Source organism: Stenotrophomonas sp. LARHCG68, assembly GCF_052871705.1.
The window spans coordinates 269410-288806 of the sequence record NZ_JBIXJV010000003.1 but is presented as its reverse complement, the minus strand read 5'-3'; the positions used below and the strand labels follow the sequence as shown (position 1 = coordinate 288806).

The window sequence follows — 19397 nt, the reverse complement described above, 5'->3', positions numbered from 1 at the left end:
CCGTGCAGGAGTGGCCTTGGCCGCTCCTACCGGGGGCGGGCTGCGGTATCGACTTCCACCACCACCGACATGCCCGGGCGCAGGCGCTTGGCCAGCGGCTGGTCGGGATCGATGGCGATGCGGATCGGCAGGCGCTGCACCACCTTGGTGAAGTTGCCGCTGGCGTTGTCGGGCTTGAGCACCGAGAACTCCGAGCCGGTCGCCGGCGCGATCTGTTCGATGTGGCCAGTGAGCGTCTGGCCCTGGAAGGCATCGACGCTGAAGGTGGCCGGCTGGCCGATCGCCATGTTCCAGGTCTGGCTTTCCTTGAAATTGGCCACCACCCACAAGGTGTCCGGGATCAGGAACAACAACTGGCTGCCGGCGCTGACGTACTGCCCCAGGCGCACCGTGGCCTCGGAGACCTGGCCATTGCGCGGTGCCTTGATGACGGTGTTGTCCAGGTCGATCTGGGCCAGCTGCAGGGCAGCCTCGGCATTGGCGACCTTGGCCTCCAGGCCGCGACGCGCCACCTGGGTGGAGGTGAGGTTCTCCTCGGCGATGCGGATCGCCGCCTGCGACTGCGCCACGCCCGCATTGGCCGACTGCACGCTGGCGCGCAGCTTGTCGCGGTCGCTGTTGGAGACCAGTTGCTGGGCGGCGAGCTGCTCGTAGCGCTTCAGTTCGGTCTGGCTCTGCTGTTGCTGGGCGCGGCCGGCGGACAGGTTGGCCTGCGCCGAAGCGATCTGCGCGCGGTTCTGGGCCTGGCTCTGGTCGGAATTGGCCAGCTGCGCCTGGGCGTCGGCCAAGGCGGCCTGGGCCTGTTCCACCTTCTGCCGGTAGATGCGGTCGTCGATGTGGAGCAGCGGCTGGCCCTGTTTGACGAAGTCGAAGTCCTTGACCAGTACCTCGGTGACGTAGCCGTTGACCTGGGGCGCCAGCACCGTGACCTGCCCGCGCACATAGGCGTTGTCGGTATGCACGTGGTTGCTGTTGAACGGCCACAGCTGCCATGCGCGCAGGATCAGGGCCAGGCCGAGCAGGGCGATGACGATCATCACCACCACCGCGGTGCGGCTGGGGGTGGCGTACTTGGAGACCGGTGCCGGCGTGGCGGCTTCGGCGGGTGGGGTGTGCTTGCTCATCGGTGCCTCAACGGGAGGACGGCGTGGCCCTGCCGGGCCGGATCGCCTGTTTGACGCGGGGGTTGCGCAATGTCACTTCCAGCAGCAGCCAGCTCAGGAAGCAGATGGCGACCCAGCCACTGAGCGCGAACACGTCGTTGAACGCGCGCACGTTGGCTTCGCGCCTGGCGGTGGTCGCCAGCGCGGCGCTGGCCTGCGCCCGCAGTTGTACCGGGTCGGTGATGATGCGGGCGTAGGCCTGCTGCTGTTGCTGCAGGCGTTGCACCACCTGTGGGTCGGCGGCGTCGAGCTGGCTGACCAGCGCGCTGGAGTAGACGTGTTCGCGATGCAGCTGGTAGCTGCCGAGCAGGGCCGAGCCGGCCAGCCCGGCGAAGTTCTGGGTCAGCGACAGCACCACGACGAAGGACACGATGTGGTCCAACCCGCGTGCCATCGCCTGGCGGATGCCGATCAGCATCAACGGGCCCATGAACATGCCACTGCCCACCGCCGCCAGGAACTGGCTCAACGCGAAGTCCATCGGCCGGTCCAGGCTGGTGCGGTGCTGGTCGAGGAAGGCGGCGCTGCCGAGCAGGATGATCGAGGCCAGCAACTGCGGGATCAGTGCCTTGGGGCCGAAGGTCAGCGCGCCGACCGCGATGCCGACCAGCACGCCGCACAGGATCACCGCGAACAACGGCGCCATCTGGTCCGGCCCCATGCCCAGCGTGCGCAGCATGTTGATCACGCCGTAGTTCTGTTCGTTGGTGAGGAAGCGGATCAGGAACGCACCGGCGATGAAACGCAGCATGGTCGGGCCCATCAGCCAGTGCACCTGCAGCAGCGGGTTGCGGCGCTGGTGTTCCAGGCACAACCCGGTGGTGATCAACACCACCGACGCGGCCAGTGCCCAGCCCAGCCAGGGCGTGTCGAACCACCAGCGCACGAAGCCCTGGTTGAGCACGATCACCAGCAGCGCCAGGCCGGGGGCGATCAGCGCGAAGGTCAGGAAGTCGGCCGGCTCGAACACCTTGATCTGGATGCCGGGGGGCAGTTTCAGCACCACGATGGCGGCGAACGAACACAGTGCCAACCCGGCTTCGAACAGGTACAGGTTCTGCCATTCGCCATGGTCGAGCAGGCCGGGCGAAAGCAGCCAGGCCAACGGCGTGGCCAGCATCGACAGGCTCATGCCGACCACCAGCATCTGCCCCACGTATTTGCGTGGCAGCGCCTGCAGCATGTACAGCGTGCCCAGCGTGGTGCAGGCCGCGCCGGCGAAGCCGCTGCCGGCACGCACCAGCAAGGTGGTGGTGAGGTTGCCGACGAACAGGTGCAGCACCGCCAGCGCGGCGTACACGCCCAGGCCGATCTCGGCGAACAGGCGGATGCCGTATTCCTGGCGGAACTTGAATACCAGCAGGTTGGCGCTGACGTTGACCATCATGTACGCGGCCACCAGCCAGTTCGCCTCGGTGGCCTGCAGGCCCATCTGGCCGGTGATCCACGGCAGGTTGGCGGTGATCAGCGCGTTGCCCAGGCCGCCGGTGACGGCGACCAGCACCGCCACCGCCGCATAGGCGGCACGTCGGTGCGGCGGGTGCCATGGCATCGAGGCACCACCGGGCAAGGTGGGTTTCTCGTGGTCCTCCCAGTCCGGGATCGGCTTCAGGGGCGTGAGCGTGGTCATGGCGTGGTGGCCAGCCCGGGCAGCAGCAGTTCGAGCGCGCGCTTGGCCAGCACCGCTCGTTCCTCGCGGTCACGGCCGCGCAGGGCGGCGCCGAGCATGCTGGAGATCAGCGAGATGTCGCGCAGCTGCATGTCCGCGCGGCACAAGCCGGCGGCCTTGGCGCGCTCCAGGGCGGGCTCCATCAGCGCCAGCACGTGCTGGCGGGCATCGCGCACCTGCGGATCATCCTGGTCCACGGCACGCCAGTAGTCGGCCAGCGCCGGCGACTGCACGATGCGCCCGGCCATGCCGGCCAGCAGTTCGAACAGGGCGTCGTCGCGCGCACCGAGTTCGGCGATGTGGGCCTGGAGCTGGGCCACCGAGCGCTCCAGCATGGCGCCGATCAGCGCGGCGCGGTCCGGGAAGTTGCGGTACAGCGTGGCGCGGCCGACGCCGGCCCGTTCGACCACCAGGTCCAACGGGGCGGTGATGCCATGCTCGCCGAACACGGCGTCGGCAGCGTCCAACAGCAGGGCGCGACGAGCGGCAGCGTCGGAACGTAAGGAGGGCATGTCGATCATGATCCGGACAAAAATGTCCGATTTCAATCGACGCGATGTGAAACCCGCTGCCCCGGTTCTGGACGATTCAGCTCGCGGCCAGCGCCGCCGGACGCGGGGCCTGCTCGCGGATCGGCAGGTTGACCAGCGCGGCCAGTGCCGCCAGCACCATGTCGCCGTACCACATCCAGCTGTAGTCGCCGCCATGCTCCAGCGCGACGCCGCCCAGCCAGGCGCCGAAGAAGCCGCCGATCTGGTGCGAGAGCAGGGTGAGGCCGAACAGCGTGCCCATGTGGCGCGGCCCGAACAGCTTGCCGACCAGGCCCGCGGTGGGCGGCACCGTCGCCAGCCAGGTGAAGCCCAGCGCGGCGGAGAACAGGTAGAAGGTGGTGGGTGTCGGCGGCGACAGCAGGTAGACCATGATCAACACCGCACGGCTGAGGTACATCCAGAACAGCAGCCACTTCATGCGGAAGCGCTCGCCCAGCGCGCCGATGATCAGGCTGCCGGCGACGTTGAACAGGCCGATCAGCGCCAGCGAGATCGACGAGACGGTTGGCGACAGGCCGCACAGGGCGATCTCGCCGGGCAGGTGGGTGACCAGGAAGGCGATGTGCACGCCGCAGGTGAAGAACCCCAGGTGCAGGCACCAGTAGCTGCGGTCGCGCAGCGCCCGGCGCAGCTGCACGCCCAGCGCCTCGCCGTCGGCGCCGCCTTCCACCCGCGGTGCGCGCTGGCGCAGTGGCCAGGCCAGTGGCAGGGACACCAGCACGATGGCCGCCAGCGCGTACAGCGTGCGCACCCAGCCGAAGGCGGTGAGCAGCACCTGCACCAGCGGCGCGAACAGGAACTGGCCGAGCGAGCCGCCGGCGTTGATGATGCCGGCGGCCATCGAGCGCCGGGCAGGCGGGATGCGCCAGCTGCTGGCGCCGATCAGCACCGAGAAGCTGCCGGCACCGGCACCGGCGGCAAGCAGCAGGCCGAAGCTCAGGTTCAGGCCCCAGGCGGTCGGCACCCACGTGGCCAGCGCCAGGCCGGCAGCCAGCAGCAGGCCACCGCCGACCAGTACCGGCAGGGGGCCACGCTGGTCGGCCAGCGCGCCGAACACCGGCTGCACCGCGCCCCAGACGAGTTGTCCGATGGCCAGCGAGAAGCTGATCTGGGCGATGCCCAGGCCAGTGGAGACGTGGATCGGATCGATCAACAGGCCGCTGGTCTGGCGCACGCCCATGGTCACCATCAGCAGGGCCGAGGCTACCAGCAGGATGCCCCAGGGCGTGCGTTGCAGGGGCGTGGCGCTCATGCGCGGCTCTCCGGCTCGAGCGCGCGGGCGAGTGCTTCGAGCTGCTGGTTGAGCTGGGACGTGGCCGCGTTGCCGAAACGCGACTGGACTTCATCCTGCGCTTGCTGCCATAGCGGAAGCGCTTTGTGCAGGCGACGCATGCCGGCGGCGGTGGTGAGGACCTGGCGCTGGCGGGGATCGGCCTTGCCCGGTCGGGTCTGCACCAGTCCCGCCTCGATCAGCGGCTTGAGGTTGCGGGTGAGGGTGGTGCGGTCCATGCCCAGGGCGTCGGCCAGTTCCCCCAGCGGACGCGGGTCCCGCGCGCGGCGCAGGATCGAATAGGCGTTGAGGCTGAGCTCTGCGGCGGCCAGGTGCTGGTCGTAGAGCTGGCTCACCCGGCGCGCGGCACGGCGCAGCTGGAAGCAGGTGCAGGGGCGGGTGGCGTCCATCGCGGGATCCGGGGAAACGGTGGACGCGATTATAGGTGCATATGCACCTATATCGGAGCGCGGTGGGATGGAACGCTGCGGTGCTGTGCTGGCCCTTGGATGGGAAGGCAGGTGCCGGGGCATGCCCGGCACCTGCCTGTCTGGGCTCAGAACCAGGCGCGGATGCCGAAGGCGACGCCACGGCCGGGCAACGGCGAGTAGTCACGCAGCAGCGAGGTGTGCGGGCGTGCTTCGCGGTTGGTCAGGTTGCTGCCATCCAGGAACACCTCGTAGCTGTTGCTGGCGTTGCGGTCCCAGCGGTAGGCGAAGTGTGCATCCACCAGCGTGTAGCCGGCACTGGGTTCCTCGTTCTGCGCGACATCCTTCTGGCTGCCGTAACGCACCGCCCCCACCGAGGCACGCCAGCCGTCGCGCGACCAGCGCAGGTCGGCGCCGAAGCGGGTCGGCGAGATGCGCGGCAGGTAGCCGCTGTTGGCCAGGTCCACGGTGTAGTTGTGGTTGTGGTCGCCGTGCGGGACGGCGATGTCGACCCGGCGGCTGCCGCTGCCATCCAGTTTGGCCTTCACGTAGTCGCCGAACAGGCGCAGGTCCCAGTCACCGCTGTCGCCTTCGAACATGTGCACGGTGGCCTCGGCCTCGGCGCCCTTGAAGGTGGCGTCCTGCTGGGTCCACTGGCGCACCGGCAGCGATTCGGTCACGCCGGTGTCGGCCAGGTAGATGAAGTCCTTGAACCTGGTCTGGTAGATCGATGCGGTGAAGTCCAGGCGGTCGGTGTGGGTGTGGATGCCCAGTTCCGCACGCTGCCCGCGCTCGGTCTTCAGGTTGGCATCGCCCAGTTCCAGCGAGCGGGTGGCGATGTGGGCACCGGCGGCATAGAGCTCTTCGTTGGTCGGCGCGCGCTCGGAGCTGTCCAGGCCAAAGCGCAGGTCCACCGCATCATTGAGCTTCCAGATGCCGGAGGCCGACAGGTTGGTCGCGTCGAAGGTGCGTGGGCGATAGCCGTCGGCCGGGTCGAGCTTGACCTGGTCATGGCGGCCGCCCAGTTCCAGCTTGAACGGGCCGAACTGCTTTTCCTGCAGCACGAACAGGCCGAGGCTGCGGGTGCCGGTGTCCGGCACGAAGGCTTCCTCGCCCTTGGCGCCGAAGTCGCCGTTGCTGAACTGCAGGCCGAAGGCGCCGTCCCAGCCGGCGATGGGCTGCTGCACCGCTTCCAGCCGGCCTTCGATGCCGCGGTTGGTGAAGCGGGTGGACGGCGTGCCGGCCTCCAGCTCGGTGTGCTCGTAGTCGGTGTAACCGATGCGCAGGTTGATGTTCTTCAGGAACGCGGTCGGGTCGTAGATGCCGGCCTTGGTATCGAAGCGGTTCTGCACCATGTCGATGCGGACATCGTGCTCGCCGCCTTCTTCCTCGTGGTCGTGGTCATGGTCGTCGTGGTCATCATGGCCATGGTCATCGTCGGCGTGCACGTGCGCGCCGTTGGGGATGCCGTAGTTGGTGCGGTAGGTGCCGGCCGACACGCCGAAGTAGCCGCCTTCGCCCAGCCAGGTTGCGCCGACGCCACCGGCGCGGGTGCGGATGGAACTGTTGTCCAGGGTGCCGCGGCGTGGCGCGTCGGCTTCGTCGTGGTCGTGCCCGTCGTGTTCCTCCAGGCCATCAATGACGGCATAGCCCGGGATCCGGTAGTCGTCGCCGTTGCGGACCAGGCCGTCGACATGCAGCACCCAGTTGCCGTTCACGCCATCGAGCCGGAACATGCCGCTGCGCTCGTCATTGACCGAATTGCCGCGCAGCTCGGCGCGACCGCTGAGCGGGCGGTCCGGCAGTTCGCTGGCGATGCGGCCATCGACCACGTTCACCGCGCCGCCGATCGCGCCGCTGCCGAACAGCAGCGTGGCCGGGCCCTTGAGCACCTCGATCTGGTCGGCCAGGAACGGTTCGATGCTGGTGGCGTGGTCGGCGCTGACGGTGGAGGCATCCATGTTGCCGACGCCGTTGGACAGCACCTGCACGCGCGGGCCTTCCTGGCCGCGGATGATCGGGCGGCCCACGCCGGGGCCGAAGAAGGTGCTCTGCACGCCGGGCAGCTTGCCGACGGTATCGCCGAGCGTGCCGGACTTCTGTTCGTCCAGGCGTTCACCGGCCAGCACGTCGACCGGGCGCGCCAGCGAGTCGGCCGAACCCTGCAACGGCGATGCGGTGACCTTGATCGCCGACAACTCGGTCAGGTTGTGGCTTTGGGGGCCGGCGTCATTGTCGGCGGCGTAGGCGGCCGAAGGCAGCAGGCTGGCCAGGGCCAGGCTGAGCAGGTGGCGGCGGAGGGGGCGTTGGGAGATAGGCATGGTGGCGATGTCTCTTTTGTTACTGTGTATCAACTGAGGGGCGTGGGAAACCCACGTCGATGGGGGAGGTGATCGAAGGCTTGGACTGGCGGGCTGACGATTATGTTATATTATTCCATAACGATTCGCCGACCCTGCTGAAAGTCATGCCCCTGCCTGCCGCGTTACGTCAGTACCTGGACCGCTTCGGAGCCACCGGTTCGCTGTTGTGCGCAGTGCATTGCGCGGTATTGCCGGCCCTGCTGGCGATCGCGCCGTCGCTGGGGCTGTCGTTCTGGCTGAGCGACAGCGTCGAGCTGACCGTGGTGATCTTCGTCACCGTGCTGGGCCTGGCCAGCCTGTTGTGGGGCTATTACCGGCACCGCGCGCTGCGCGCGCTGGCGGTGCTGGTCCCCGGGCTGGCGCTGCTGTGGGCCGGGCTGCTGCATGCCGAGCTGCATCATTCGCAGGTGCCGCATGCCATCGTGATGACGCTTGGCGGCGTCCTGGTGGCCTTGGCGCACCTGCTGAACCTGCGCTTGAACCATCACCACGTGCACGATGCCAGCTGCGCACATTGAATCACGCATGCTAGGCTCTCATCTCAGGCGCAGGTGAGCCGGTTGCGAGCCTGCCGAACCCGTCCCGGACGGGTTTTTTTGGATTTCATACTTGAAGGAGTTGACGACATGGGTAAGGGTGACCGTAAGACCGCCAAGGGCAAGCGCTACAACGCCAGCTACGGCAATTCGCGCTCGCACGTGAACAAGGTGGCCGTGGGCGCAGCTGCGCCGGTCGCCAAGAAGACTGTCGCCAAGGCCCCGGCCAAGAAGGCCGTCGCCAAGAAGACGGTGGCCAAGGCCGGCTGATCCGGCCTGGCGTGGCAAGAAAAAAGCGGCGCTTGCGCCGCTTTTTTTGTGCCCGGGTTTCAGTGGGCGGGAGCGCGCAGCGCCTGTTGCAGTGCCTGCGGGTCGCCGTCATTGGGCTGCGCGGGAATACCGATCAGGCGCGCCAGCAGCGGGTAGACGTCGACGTTGTCGAAAGCGGTGAGCTGTTTGCCCTGCGCGAATGCCGGGCCACGGGCGATGAAGACCGCCTGCATCGACGGCAGGGCCGGGTCATAGCCGTGCGAGCCGCGCATCCCGGGGGAGCGCTTGCCGCGCGAGGCCGGGGTCAACGCATCCCAGCCTTCGTCCATCTGGCAGACGATGGCCGGCACGCGCGGATTGCTGCCGTAATGCCAGCGGGTAGGCAGGTCGGCCTTGTTCCAGCATTCGTGGTGGGCGTGGCGGCCGAGCAGGGCCTGTTCCGCCGCGGCCTGCTGGCCCGGCAGCGGTGCAAAACCGACCGACTGGCCTTCGGAGACCACGCGCGCCACCTCCGGCGGCACCATCGTTTCGGTGGGCACGACGTGGTCGGCGGCCACGTTGGCCATGCCATGGTCGGAGACCACGATCAGGTTGGTGCGGTCGAGTTGTCCCTCGCGGGCCAGGCCGTCGATCAGCACGCCGATGGCGGCATCGACCTGGCGCAGCGCGGCGGCGTACTCGGGGGAGTCCGGGCCGTGTGCATGCCCGGCCTTGTCCACCTGCTCCATGTAGGCGCCGATGAAGCGCGGCTTCTGCACGTCGGGCGCGCCATGCAGCCAGGACAGCACCGTGCGCATGCGCTCGGGCAGCGCCACGCTTTCATCGTAGGGGTGGCGCAGGCTGGCCTGGATGCCGTGGATGGGGGCTTCGCTGCCGGGCCAGGACCAGGTCGCGCTGGTGTAGCCGGCCTTCTCGACCGAGACCCAGATCGGCTCGCCACCTTCCCACCAGGTCGCGTTGCGGACCGACTGCGAATCGCCCACGCGGAACTGGCCGAGCGCGTCGCTCCACATGCTGTTGTGGATCAGGCCGTGGTGATCCGGGCGCAGCCCGGTGACCAGGGTGTAGTGGTTGGGGAAGGTCAGCGACGGGTACGACGGGCGCATGCCCACCGAGCGCACGCCTTCGCGCGCCAGGCGCGACAGGTTGGGGCTGTTGCCGCTGTCGAGCATGTCCGCGCGCAGTCCGTCGATGGACAGCAGGATGACAGTGGCGGGCGGAGTGGAATCGGCCGGGGCGCGATGCGGGGAGGAGGCACAGGCAACCAGCAGACTGGTGCCCAGCAACAGGAGCGGAAGGCGGTACGAAGTCATCCGCGCATGATAGTTCGCGCGCATGACGCGACGAATACGACTTTGGGGGCGGGAGCTTGCCGGGTTGGGTGGTTGGCGTGATGGCGATGGGCAGGGCGAAACGCCAGGGTGGGAGGCGGGCCTCCCTGGCCCTGTCCCTGGCGGCGCCGAAGGGAGGGCCGGGGGCAATGGCGCTGCCTGCCCCGGCCGGCAGGCCTCAGCCAAACAGATCCGGCACCCGCTCCTCTTCCACCGGCACGCCTTCCAGTTTCAGCAGCGCGACCTTGGTCGGCAGGCCGCCGCCGAAGCCGGTCAGCGCGCCGTTGTTGCCGATCACCCGGTGGCAGGGCAGCACGATCGGCAAGGGGTTGCGGCCGTTGGCGGCACCGACCGCGCGGGTGGCGGTGGGTTTGCCCAGGCGCTCGGCCAGTTCCTTGTAGCTCCAGGTCGCGCCGAACGGGATCTGCGCCAGCATCTGCCAGACATCGAGCTGGAAGTCGGTGCCGGCCGGGGCCAGGATCAGGTCGAACCGGCGGCGTTTGCCCTGCAGGTATTCCAGCAACTGGCGCCGCGGCTCGGCCAACGCGTCCGGGTCACGCTGCCATTGCTCGCGTCCCTTGGCGTTGTGCCGGTTCTCGGCGAACAGGATGTGGCGCACGCCGTTGTCGTCGGCGGCGACGGTGAGCGGGCCGATCGGGCTGTCGAAGCGGTCGTAGTAGATCGTCATGGTCAGGTCTCCTTGTTCGTTTCCGCGGCCAGGTGCCACAGGTGCAGCACGGCGTACGCACGCCACGGCCGCCACGGCTGCGAGCGGCGTTCGGTGTCGCGTTCGCTCAGGCGTTGGCCTTCGCCCAGCACCTGCTGCAGGATCAGGTCGCCGGCCGGGAACGCATCGGGCATGCCCATCGCCCGCAATGCCATGTAATGCGCGGTCCACGGCCCGATGCCGGGCAGGGCGACCGCCTGCTGGACGAAATGCTCCAGCGTCTGCGCGCGGCTGAAGTCCAGGTGGCCTTCGGCGCAGGCGCGGGCGATGGCGCGCAGGGTGGCTGCACGCGTGCGCGGCAGGCCGATCGATTCCAGCGGTGCGTCCAACAGCACCTCCGGCGTCGGGAACTGGCGGTCCAGCCCTTCCGGCATGCCGTCCAGGTGCGCGCCGAAGCGGTCCACCAGGCGTCGCGCCAGGGTCGTTGCGGCCGCCACGCTGACCTGCTGGCCGAGCACCGCGCGCGCGGCGACCTCGAAGCCGTCCCAGCCACCGGGAATGCGCAACCCCGGACGCCGGGCGATGCCGCGGGCGAGCAGCGGCTCCTGCGCCAGCGTGGCATGCACGGTGCCCAGGTCGGCATCCAGGTCGAACACCCGGCGCACCCGCGCGACGATGGCCGGGATCGCGCGGGGATCGGTCGTGCCCAGTTGCAGCCGCAGCTCCGGCCGGCGGGGATCGGCGGTGACCCGGATCAGGCTGGCGCTGCCGTTGCTGACGATCACGCGCTGGTAGCTGTCCTGGCCGATGCACTCGATGCCCGGCAGCGAGCGCTTGCGCAGGAAGGCCAGCATCAACGGGAAGTCCAGCGGCGGGCGATAGGCCAGCCGCAGCACCGGCTCGCCGCCGGGCACCGCGCCATGCTGCTTGCGCAGTGCACTGGGCGGCATGCCGCAGCCGGCGAGGAAGGCACTGTTGAAGCGGCGCAGGCTGTTGAAGCCGGCGGCGAGCGCCACCTGCGTCACCGGCAGCGCGGTCTCGGTCAGCAACTGCTTGGCCAGCAGCAGGCGGCGGGTGGAATGCAGCTGCGCCGGGGTCGCGCCAAGCCGGGCCACGAACAGCCGCTGCAGCTGGCGCGGGCTCAGTTCCATGGCCTGGGCCAGCGCATCGACCGGCTGGTCCTGCAGGATGCCTTCGTTGAGCAGTGCCAGGGCACGGTGCAGGGTGTGGTCCTGCACCAGGCTGGCGTCGTCCGGGGACAGCTCCGGGCGACAGCGCAGGCACGGGCGGTAGCCCGCGGCCGTGGCCGCCGCCGCGCTGGGGTAGTAGCTGACGTTGCGCCGCTGTGGCGGCGGGGCGGGGCAGACCGGCCGGCAGTAGATGCCGGTGCTGCGCACGGCGGTGAAGAACAGCCCGTCGAAGCGGGCGTCCCGCGCCAGGCGCGCCTGTTCGCATTGCTCGTAGCTGGGCAGGGCTGGATTGTGCATGCGGCCAGTCTAGGCCGATCGGACCGTGCTGACTGGCCATTTCCGGACATCAATGCTCATGCCGAACCGTTGTTTAGGTTCAATTGAGGACATCGCGCCAAGGGGCACTAGACTGTGTGCACTTTCCGGCGCGCCTGCGCCCTGCATGGACCTGATTGCATTCCTATGTTGCCCAGATTCTGGTGGTCGCCGTTGTTGTGTGTCGGGCTGCTGGCCTGCAATGGGCAGGAGCAGGAGAAGAAGCCGGTGGCCGACCCGGCCACGGCGTTGGCGGCCGATGGCGACCACATGGTCTCGATCAACGCCGCCGACGCGCCGCCGCCGCCGCCGGTGGTGGTGCCGGCCAAGGACCGTGAATGGCCGGAGCTGGTGCTGGAGAACGGCAAGGCATGGGTGAGCTGCGACACCGATTACAGCGGCGAGAACGGTGATGGCGCCGCGCTCGAGGCGCTGGACCGCAAGAGCCTGGACGCCGCGCTGGAGCCGTGCAAGGAGCGCGGGCTGGTGCGCGTGCGCTATGCAGGCAAGATCAACCCCTCCTTCGCCGGGCTGGTGTCGCGGCTGGCGGTGGTGGCCGATGCGATGAAGATCGGCAAGCGCATCCTGGACCTGGACTCCAGCGGCGGGCAGGTGGAAGCGGCGATCGTGGCCGGTGACAGCATCGGTGAGTCCGGCTGGACCATCTGGGTGCGCGAAGGCTCGATCTGCCACAGTGCCTGCGTGTTCGTGCTGGCCGCCGGCGACAACCGGCTGATCTCCGGCAAGGTGGGCATCCACCGGATGATGCGCATCAGTTCCACCGCCACCTCGCGTGCGGAATTGAACAAGGAGCTGCACGAGGTCTACGACAACGTGAAGGACTACCTGCAGCGCAACGGCGTGGCGGTGGGCGTGGCCGACCTGATGATGACCGTGCCCAACCGCAGCCTGCGCCTGCTGACCAGCGACGAACTCAAGCAGTACGGCCTGGACGGCACCAATGCGGTGCAGGACGACCTGGAGCGCATCAAGCAGATGCGCAAGTGCGGCGACGACTTCGTGCGCCGCAAGGATGCCTTCCTGATCGCCTTCGACCGCGAGTGCAAGGTTGAAGGCGCCGACCTGGAAGCGGTGAACAACTGCGGGCAGACGCTGAAGGAGCAGTTCGGCTTCCCGGACGAGGTGTGCCCGGACGAAAGCCCGTTGTCGGAAATCGACACCGCCCTGCTGGTGCCGCGGTTGGAGGCCACGCCTGACCCGCAGGTGCCGGCTACCGCGCCGGCCGCCGCTGCCCAGCTGAATGCGCCGGCCGGCCAGCATTGACCTGAAATTTACAACGCCGGTCGCGCTTTCATGATTGGATGAGCGTCCCTTCAAGCGAACGCGTCATGGAGCCAATCATGCGTCCCAGTCATTTGTTGGTGCTGCTGTCCCTGGTCGGTGGAAATGCCCTGGCGCAGCAGGCGGCCCCCGCGCCGGCCGCTGCCCCGGCCGCCGCCGCAACGCAGGCCACGCGGGCACCGGGCCCGGCATTGAGTGCCGCGCAGCAGGCGCAGGTGGCCCAGCAGGACGCGCAGATGACGCAGGCCGCGCAGCGCGTGGCGCAGCTGGTCGATGGCAACAAGGCCGCCGAAGTCTGGGACGGGGCCTCGGGGGTGGCCCGCAAGGCGGTGACACGGGACCAGTTCGCCAGCAACATCAGTGCCGACCGCACCAAGCTGGGTGCGCTGGTGTCGCGCGGCAAGCCCTCGATCACCCGCGTGCAGTACCCGGCAGGCGCGGCGGTGCCGGAAGGCATCTATATCAACGTGAGCTTCCCGACCCGCTTCGCCAACAACGCACAGCCGGTGCGCGAACTGGTGTCCTTCCGCCTGGACGAGGACAAGGTCTGGCGCACCTCGGGCTACAGCGTGCGCGCGGCGACCAACTGACCGGTGGGAGCGGCCTCGGCCGCGACGCTGGCTGAGCTATCCTCCGGCGCGACGACTGGCCTTCCCGTGATGGCGGACGTGGTCGCGGTGGCCCGGCGTTTCCGGCCTCGCGGCCGGAGCCGCTCCCACGGGTGGCTGATCCAGATCAATGAATCCTTACATCGCGCGGCCTACCCTGCGTCCCGGTGCGAAAGCGGAGCTGGATATGCGCAAGGTGGATGTACTGGTGGTCGGTGCCGGGCCGGCGGGATTGAGCCTGGCCCGGAGCCTGGCCGGCAGCGGCCTGTCGTTGGCATTGGTCGAGCCCCAGGGCGCGGCCGCGCTGGCCGAGCCGGCGTTCGACGGGCGCGAGATCGCGCTGACCCACGCCTCGCGGCAGATCCTGCAGGCCATGGGCATGTGGCAATGCATCGACCCGGCCGAGATCTCCCCGCTGCGCAGTGCCCGTGTCATGAACGGCAGCTCGCCGTTCGCGCTGGGCTTTGCCGCCGAGCGCGAGAACGTCGATGAACTGGGCTGGCTGGTGCCCAACCACCTGATCCGCAAGGCCGCCTGGGAGGTGGTGCAGGGGCAGCAGGGGCTGGAGCTGCTCGATGGCACCTCGGTCACCGCGATCGAAACCGGCACCGCCGGCAACACCGTCACCCTGGGCGATGGGCGCCGCCTGCAGGCCCGGCTGGTGGTCTCGGCCGACAGCCGCTTCTCCAGCACGCGGCGGATGATGGGGATCGGCGCGCAGATGCGTGACTTCGGCAAGTCGATGCTGGTCTGCCGCCTGCAATGCGAACGGCCGCATCACCATGAAGCCTGGGAATGGTTCGGCTACGGACGCACATTGGCGATGCTGCCCCTGCCACGCAACCAGGCCTCGGCGGTGATCACGCTGCCGCCGCAGCAGGTCCAGGCATTGATGGCGATGGATACGGCACAGTTCGGTGCCGCCGTCACCGGCTTCTTCGAACGCCGGCTGGGGGGGATGGTGCCGGCCGGCACCCGCCATGTGTACCCGCTGGTCGGCGTGTATGCGCGCCGTTTCGTCGGCCCGCGCCATGCGCTGGTCGGTGACGCGGCGGTGGGCATGCATCCGGTCACCGCGCACGGCTTCAACTTCGGCCTGCAGAGCCAGCAGCGGCTGGCGGACCTGGTCACTGCGGCGGCGCAGCGGGGCGGGGACATCGGCGAGGCGGACCTGCTGGGCCGCTACGAGCGCAGCCACCGGCTGGCGACCCGGCCGCTGTACGAGGCCACCAATGCCATCGCCACCCTCTACAACGACAGCCGCCTGCCGGCCCGGCTGCTGCGCGGGGCCGCCTTGCGGGCCGCGCATGGGCTGGTTCCGTTCAGGAAAATGATCGCCGGGCACCTGACCCAGCGCCTGGCCTGATCCACCGGTAGGAGCCCCCGGGCCGCGAGGCCGGCGTCCCGTCCGTTGCCCTGATGCACGTCATCGCAAGGCGCCGGCAGGGCGGCAGCGCCATCGGTTTCGCGGCCCAGGCCGCTGCTGCCGGTGCTATTCGGCGGCCAGGACGCGGATGCGGACGTCGCCCAGCTCGACCTGCTGGCCCGCGCGGATCTTGCAGGCCTTGCGCAGCTCGATCTGGCCATCCACGCTCACCTGGCCCTCGCCGATGATCATCTTGGCCTCGCCGCCGCTGGCCACCAGGTCGGTGAGCTTGAGCAGTTGCTTCAGTTCCACGTACTCGCGGTCCAGTTCGAAATCGATGGTCTGCATGGTGTTCCCGGGTAAAAAACGGGCGCTATTGTGCGGCAAGGCGGACCGGGCAGGGGGCTGAACCCGTTGGCCATGTGGTGGCAAGCTGAACGGACATCGGCAAACCCCGCGACAGCAAGGGGGTTCTGGGCGCACAATATGCGTCTTTTCGCCCGCCCGTTCGCGGCGGTGCCCCCGGAGTTCCCATGTCCCAAGAATCCCCCGCGCCGCTGCTGTTCGCAGATCTCGGCCTCTCAGAGCCTGTGATGAAAGCGGTCGCCGACGTCGGTTACGAGACCCCGTCGCCCATCCAGGCCGCCACCATCCCGGCGATGCTGGAAGGCCGCGACGTGCTCGGCCAGGCGCAGACCGGTACCGGCAAGACCGGTGCCTTCGCGCTGCCGGTGCTGTCCAACATCGACCTTTCCGCCACCAAGCCGCAGGTGCTGGTGCTGGCCCCGACCCGCGAACTGGCCATCCAGGTCGCCGAGGCGTTCCAGACCTATTCGGCCTCGATGCCGGGCTTCCGCGTGCTGCCGGTGTACGGCGGCCAGCCGTACGGCCAGCAGCTGTCGGCCCTGCGCCGCGGCGTGCACGTCGTGGTCGGCACCCCCGGCCGCGTCATCGACCACCTGGACCGCGGCACGCTGGACCTGTCCGAGCTGAAGACGCTGGTGCTGGACGAAGCCGACGAAATGCTGCGCATGGGCTTCATCGACGACGTCGAGGCCGTGCTCAAGAAGCTGCCGGAGACCCGCCAGGTCGCGCTGTTCTCGGCCACCATGCCGCAGCAGATCCGCCGCATCGCCCAGACCTACCTGCGCGACCCGGTGGAAGTGACCATTGCGTCCAAGACCACCACCTCGGCCAACATCCGCCAGCGCTACTGGTGGGTGGCGGGCATGCACAAGCTGGACGCGCTGACCCGCATCCTGGAGGTGGAAACCTTCGATGCGATGATCATCTTCGCGCGCACCAAGGCCGGCACCGAGGAACTGGCGGGCAAGCTGCAGGCGCGTGGCCTGGCCGCGGCCGCCATCAACGGCGACATGCAGCAGGCCCAGCGCGAGCGCACCATCGGCCAGCTGAAGGAAGGCAAGCTCGACATCCTGGTCGCCACCGACGTGGCCGCGCGCGGCCTGGACGTGGAGCGCATCAGCCACGTGCTGAACTACGACATCCCGTACGACACCGAAAGCTACGTGCACCGCATCGGCCGTACCGGCCGTGCCGGCCGCAGCGGCGAGGCGATCCTGTTCGTCACCCCGCGCGAGAAGGGCATGCTGCGCCAGATCGAGCGCGCCACCCGCCAGCCGATCGAAGAGATGCAGTTGCCGAGCGTGGACGCGGTCAACGACCACCGCGTGAGCAAGTTCATGGACCGCATCAGCCAGACCCTGGCCGGCGGCGACATGGATTTCTACCGCGACCTGCTGCAGCGTTACGAAGGCGAGCACAACGTGCCGGCCATCGACATCGCCGCCGCGCTGGCCAAGCTGCTGCAGGGTGATGCCCCGTTCCTGCTGACCCCGCCGGTGCGCGAGCGCCGCGAGCCGCGCAGCGATCGCCCGGAGCGTTCCGAGCGTCCACAGCGTGATGGCGGCTTCCCGCGCCAGCGCGAGGAGCGTGGTGAGCGTCCGGCCCGCTTCGAGCCGCGCTTCGAGCGTGGTCCGCGCCAGGACGACGAGCGCGGACCGCGCCCGCCGCGTGGCGAAGGTGAGTTCGGCGAGCGTCCGCGCCGCGAGATGCCGCCGCGCAGCGCCCCGGAATTCGGCATGGAGACCTACCGCATCGAAGTGGGCCACCAGCACGGCGTGAAGCCGGCCAACATCGTCGGCGCCATCGCCAACGAGGCCGGCCTGGAAAGCCGCTACATCGGCCGCATCGACATCCATGACGGCCACTCGGTGCTGGACCTGCCGGCCGACATGCCCAGCGACGTGCTGCAGCACCTGAAGAAGGTGTGGGTGTCCGGCCAGCAGTTGCAGATGCGCAAGGTCGAGCCGGGCGAGGACGTCAACGCCGGCCCGTCGTTCAAGCCGCGCTTCAACAAGGACAGCAAGCCGGGCGGCCGTCCCGGCCCGCGTCCGGGTGGCCCGGGCGAGCGTCCGCGCCGTGACGGTGGCTTCAACAAGCCGCCGCGTGGCCCGCGCAAGTTCTGAGTCCCACGCCGGCACCTGCCTGCCTGAACAGCCCCGGGAAACCGGGGCTGTTCTGTTTCATGCCGGCACGCTGCACGCAGACGACAAGCTGAACACGCGACAGATTTCACGTGCTGCTGTCAGTGGGTTGTTGCGATAATCCGCCCAAGCGCGTCGGGGAACGCGAAAGGATGGTCATGGCGGAGGACGGGGGCGCGGTTGCGGGGCACAACAGGTGGGGCTGGACAGTGCGTTGGCTGTTCGTGCTGCTTGTCCTGTGGTTGCCGGCGCTGTCCCCGGCCCAGACGCCCCAGGTGGGTCGCGACCTGCTGCAGGTAGGGGCGGCCACCGACCAGCAGGCGCCGGTGCGCGCCTGCACGCCGGAGATCATGGCGCGCCTGCAGGAGCCGGTGGAGATCGACGCGCCGGCGGGCGGGTGGTCCGGTGCCCCGCAGGCGGTGGATGTGTTCAACATCTACGGCGGCGAAGTGATGATCAGCCATGGCGACCGCGAGGTATGCGGCCACATGCAGGACGCGCGCACCCGTGATTCCCGTTTCCGTGCCGGCATCGGCATGGTGGTGGTACCGCGCAAGGGCGACACCGACCCGATCCTGGTCGCCTGGGAAACCCCGCTCAAGTCGCGCTGGATTCCCACTGTGCGGCTGGGCGCGCCCAGCCCGGTGCAGCAGATCGACACCGCGCGCCTGTTGGTGCGCACCGCCTGCCTGGCGGTGGCCCTGGCCCTGGCGCTGTCGGCGCTGATGGGGTTCTTCACCACGCGTAGCCGCAACTTCCTGATGTACGTGCTGGTCTGCGCGCTGCTGGTGACCTGGCAGGCGATCCTCAGCGGGCTCAGCGGCTATCCCGAGCCGTGGTTGCCGCTGGGCCGCGCGGCGCCGGTGTGGATGGTGGCGGTCAGCGCACTCAGCTATGCGGTGATGGGCTGGGTGCTGTGGCGGATGAGTGGCGGTCGTCGCCTGCTGCCGGCATCGCGGCGTTGGGTGCTGGGCATGATGCTGGCCCTGCTGGTGGTGGCGCTGGCGACCCCGTTGATGTCCTGGCAGGTGCTGGGCTGGACGGCGGCGGCGCTGGACGACCTGTTCACGGTGATCTGCCTGGTGATCCTGCTGCTGGCGGCGGTATCGGTGCGGACCGGGCGCTACACCGCGGTGGACGGCATCGTCGCGGTGGTGCCGCTGCTGCTGATGAACCTGGCCGACCTGCTGGGCAGCCGCCTGCTGGTGGAGTACCGGGTGGAGGTGATCCAGGTGGCCGTTACCTGGTTCCTGATGATGTCGGCCTATTCGCTCAACCGCGGCCTGGGCCAGCTGCGCCAGCAGCGTGACGAGATGCGCCAGCTGGCCGACACCGACACGCTGACCGGGCTGCCCAACCGGCGTGCCGGCCTGCGCCAGCTGGAGCGCTACCTGCGCGATGCCAAGGCCAGCCAGCAGCCGCTGTCGATCGGCTTCCTGGACATCGACCTGTTCAAGCAGATCAACGACCGCTACGGCCACGATGTCGGCGACGAGATGCTGGTGTCGGTCGCCCGCACGCTGGAGGCCGGCGTGCGCAGCCGCAACGACGTGATCCGCATGGGCGGTGAGGAATTCCTGATCCTGCTGCCCGGCAACAGCGCCGACCATGCGCTGCCACGGCTGGAGCAGCTGCGCGAACGGGTGACCCAGAACAGCCAGGCGCTGCAGCACGCGGGGCTGTCGGTCACCGCCAGCATCGGCCTGGCCGAGCTGGAGCCCGACGACCAGGACATGGCGGCGCTGCTGCGCCGTGCCGACAACGCGATGTACCGGGCCAAGCGGGGCGGGCGCAACCAGGTGGTGGATGCGCGCGACGAGCAGCAGATCGCCTGAGCCACGCTGTCCCGGGACGGGGCGAT

General features: G+C 69.0%; 17 protein-coding genes. 7 read left to right on the top strand and 10 right to left on the bottom strand.

The window, feature by feature from the left end:
• Positions 1-26: 26 nt before the first annotated feature.
• From ACIPR8_RS12465 to ACIPR8_RS12440, 6 genes are all read right to left on the bottom strand, one after another.
• Complete coding sequence (locus tag ACIPR8_RS12465; RefSeq protein ID WP_446541226.1) at positions 27-1124, bottom strand: HlyD family secretion protein; 1098 nt, start codon at positions 1122-1124, stop codon at positions 27-29.
• Positions 1125-1131: 7 nt separating this feature from the next.
• Positions 1132-2793 (bottom strand): MFS transporter, encoded by a 1662-nt coding sequence (locus tag ACIPR8_RS12460; protein WP_446541225.1) that lies wholly within the window; start codon positions 2791-2793, stop codon positions 1132-1134.
• Positions 2790-3344 carry a TetR/AcrR family transcriptional regulator gene (locus ACIPR8_RS12455; protein WP_446541224.1) on the bottom strand — a complete coding sequence of 185 codons (555 nt, stop codon included), beginning with the start codon at positions 3342-3344 and terminating at the stop codon, positions 2790-2792. Before ACIPR8_RS12455 ends, ACIPR8_RS12460 begins: the two co-directional genes overlap by 4 nt.
• 76 nt (positions 3345-3420) lie before the next feature.
• Positions 3421-4635, bottom strand: coding sequence for an MFS transporter (locus ACIPR8_RS12450; protein ID WP_192286381.1), 1215 nt, complete (start codon positions 4633-4635; stop codon positions 3421-3423).
• Positions 4632-5063, bottom strand: coding sequence for a MarR family winged helix-turn-helix transcriptional regulator (locus ACIPR8_RS12445; RefSeq protein WP_323438125.1), 432 nt, complete (start codon positions 5061-5063; stop codon positions 4632-4634). Before ACIPR8_RS12445 ends, ACIPR8_RS12450 begins: the two co-directional genes overlap by 4 nt.
• A gap of 146 nt (positions 5064-5209) precedes the next feature.
• Positions 5210-7402, bottom strand: a complete 2193-nt coding sequence (locus tag ACIPR8_RS12440) for a TonB-dependent receptor (protein ID WP_446541223.1) — start codon at positions 7400-7402, stop codon at positions 5210-5212.
• A gap of 146 nt (positions 7403-7548) precedes the next feature.
• On the opposite strand from ACIPR8_RS12440, the gene ACIPR8_RS12435 reads away from it, so the two are divergent.
• Together ACIPR8_RS12435 and ACIPR8_RS12430 are read left to right on the top strand one after the other, a co-directional pair.
• On the top strand, positions 7549-7962 hold the full coding sequence (locus tag ACIPR8_RS12435) for a MerC domain-containing protein (protein ID WP_192286378.1): 414 nt from the start codon (positions 7549-7551) through the stop codon (positions 7960-7962).
• 108 nt (positions 7963-8070) lie between these two features.
• On the top strand, positions 8071-8250 hold the full coding sequence (locus ACIPR8_RS12430; protein WP_132864598.1) for a 30S ribosomal protein THX: 180 nt from the start codon (positions 8071-8073) through the stop codon (positions 8248-8250).
• Positions 8251-8309: 59 nt separating this feature from the next.
• On the opposite strand, the gene ACIPR8_RS12425 is transcribed toward ACIPR8_RS12430, so the two are convergent.
• The 3 genes from ACIPR8_RS12425 to ACIPR8_RS12415 form a co-directional block, all read right to left on the bottom strand.
• Positions 8310-9563, bottom strand: coding sequence for an alkaline phosphatase family protein (locus ACIPR8_RS12425; RefSeq protein ID WP_446541222.1), 1254 nt, complete (start codon positions 9561-9563; stop codon positions 8310-8312).
• A 196-nt stretch (positions 9564-9759) separates the two neighbouring features.
• Positions 9760-10269 carry a methylated-DNA--[protein]-cysteine S-methyltransferase gene (locus ACIPR8_RS12420; RefSeq protein WP_446541221.1) on the bottom strand — a complete coding sequence of 170 codons (510 nt, stop codon included), beginning with the start codon at positions 10267-10269 and terminating at the stop codon, positions 9760-9762.
• A gap of 2 nt (positions 10270-10271) precedes the next feature.
• Complete coding sequence (locus tag ACIPR8_RS12415) at positions 10272-11735, bottom strand: DNA-3-methyladenine glycosylase 2 (protein ID WP_192286375.1); 1464 nt, start codon at positions 11733-11735, stop codon at positions 10272-10274.
• Between the two features lie 165 nt (positions 11736-11900).
• On the opposite strand from ACIPR8_RS12415, the gene ACIPR8_RS12410 reads away from it, so the two are divergent.
• The 3 genes from ACIPR8_RS12410 (at position 11901) to ubiM (ending at position 15029) form a co-directional block, all read left to right on the top strand.
• Positions 11901-13037 (top strand): COG3904 family protein, encoded by a 1137-nt coding sequence (locus ACIPR8_RS12410; RefSeq protein ID WP_313255413.1) that lies wholly within the window; start codon positions 11901-11903, stop codon positions 13035-13037.
• A 77-nt stretch (positions 13038-13114) separates the two neighbouring features.
• Positions 13115-13645 carry a DUF4019 domain-containing protein gene (locus ACIPR8_RS12405; RefSeq protein ID WP_132864593.1) on the top strand — a complete coding sequence of 177 codons (531 nt, stop codon included), beginning with the start codon at positions 13115-13117 and terminating at the stop codon, positions 13643-13645.
• 205 nt (positions 13646-13850) lie between these two features.
• Positions 13851-15029: a 5-demethoxyubiquinol-8 5-hydroxylase UbiM gene (gene ubiM / locus ACIPR8_RS12400; protein ID WP_446541220.1), complete on the top strand. Its 1179-nt coding sequence runs from the start codon at positions 13851-13853 to the stop codon at positions 15027-15029.
• A gap of 126 nt (positions 15030-15155) precedes the next feature.
• Here ubiM and ACIPR8_RS12395 read toward each other — a convergent pair whose 3' ends face one another.
• Positions 15156-15377 carry an RNA-binding S4 domain-containing protein gene (locus ACIPR8_RS12395; protein ID WP_132864591.1) on the bottom strand — a complete coding sequence of 74 codons (222 nt, stop codon included), beginning with the start codon at positions 15375-15377 and terminating at the stop codon, positions 15156-15158.
• Positions 15378-15562: 185 nt separating this feature from the next.
• Here ACIPR8_RS12395 and ACIPR8_RS12390 point away from each other — a divergent pair, with 185 nt between their 5' ends.
• Complete coding sequence (locus ACIPR8_RS12390; RefSeq protein ID WP_192286372.1) at positions 15563-17518, top strand: DEAD/DEAH box helicase; 1956 nt, start codon at positions 15563-15565, stop codon at positions 17516-17518.
• A gap of 176 nt (positions 17519-17694) precedes the next feature.
• Entirely contained in the window at positions 17695-19371 is a 1677-nt protein-coding gene (locus ACIPR8_RS12385) for a diguanylate cyclase (RefSeq protein WP_446541219.1), read from the top strand.
• Positions 19372-19397: the final 26 nt, after the last annotated feature.

What these genes read in the sequence shown, in the direction of transcription:
- ACIPR8_RS12390 (WP_192286372.1), top strand. Translation starts at nt 15,563, where the DNA reads ATGTCCCAAGAATCCCCCGCGCCGCTGCTGTTCGCAGATCTCGGCCTC.
- ACIPR8_RS12395 (WP_132864591.1), bottom strand. Translation starts at nt 15,377, where the DNA reads ATGCAGACCATCGATTTCGAACTGGACCGCGAGTACGTGGAACTGAAG.
- ACIPR8_RS12455 (WP_446541224.1), bottom strand. Translation starts at nt 3,344, where the DNA reads ATGCCCTCCTTACGTTCCGACGCTGCCGCTCGTCGCGCCCTGCTGTTG.
- ACIPR8_RS12445 (WP_323438125.1), bottom strand. Translation starts at nt 5,063, where the DNA reads ATGGACGCCACCCGCCCCTGCACCTGCTTCCAGCTGCGCCGTGCCGCG.
- ACIPR8_RS12460 (WP_446541225.1), bottom strand. Translation starts at nt 2,793, where the DNA reads ATGACCACGCTCACGCCCCTGAAGCCGATCCCGGACTGGGAGGACCAC.
- ACIPR8_RS12435 (WP_192286378.1), top strand. Translation starts at nt 7,549, where the DNA reads ATGCCCCTGCCTGCCGCGTTACGTCAGTACCTGGACCGCTTCGGAGCC.
- ACIPR8_RS12415 (WP_192286375.1), bottom strand. Translation starts at nt 11,735, where the DNA reads ATGCACAATCCAGCCCTGCCCAGCTACGAGCAATGCGAACAGGCGCGC.
- ACIPR8_RS12385 (WP_446541219.1), top strand. Translation starts at nt 17,695, where the DNA reads ATGGCGGAGGACGGGGGCGCGGTTGCGGGGCACAACAGGTGGGGCTGG.
- ACIPR8_RS12465 (WP_446541226.1), bottom strand. Translation starts at nt 1,124, where the DNA reads ATGAGCAAGCACACCCCACCCGCCGAAGCCGCCACGCCGGCACCGGTC.
- ACIPR8_RS12410 (WP_313255413.1), top strand. Translation starts at nt 11,901, where the DNA reads ATGTTGCCCAGATTCTGGTGGTCGCCGTTGTTGTGTGTCGGGCTGCTG.
- ACIPR8_RS12430 (WP_132864598.1), top strand. Translation starts at nt 8,071, where the DNA reads ATGGGTAAGGGTGACCGTAAGACCGCCAAGGGCAAGCGCTACAACGCC.
- ACIPR8_RS12420 (WP_446541221.1), bottom strand. Translation starts at nt 10,269, where the DNA reads ATGACGATCTACTACGACCGCTTCGACAGCCCGATCGGCCCGCTCACC.
- ubiM (WP_446541220.1), top strand. Translation starts at nt 13,851, where the DNA reads ATGCGCAAGGTGGATGTACTGGTGGTCGGTGCCGGGCCGGCGGGATTG.
- ACIPR8_RS12440 (WP_446541223.1), bottom strand. Translation starts at nt 7,402, where the DNA reads ATGCCTATCTCCCAACGCCCCCTCCGCCGCCACCTGCTCAGCCTGGCC.
- ACIPR8_RS12405 (WP_132864593.1), top strand. Translation starts at nt 13,115, where the DNA reads ATGCGTCCCAGTCATTTGTTGGTGCTGCTGTCCCTGGTCGGTGGAAAT.
- ACIPR8_RS12450 (WP_192286381.1), bottom strand. Translation starts at nt 4,635, where the DNA reads ATGAGCGCCACGCCCCTGCAACGCACGCCCTGGGGCATCCTGCTGGTA.
- ACIPR8_RS12425 (WP_446541222.1), bottom strand. Translation starts at nt 9,563, where the DNA reads ATGACTTCGTACCGCCTTCCGCTCCTGTTGCTGGGCACCAGTCTGCTG.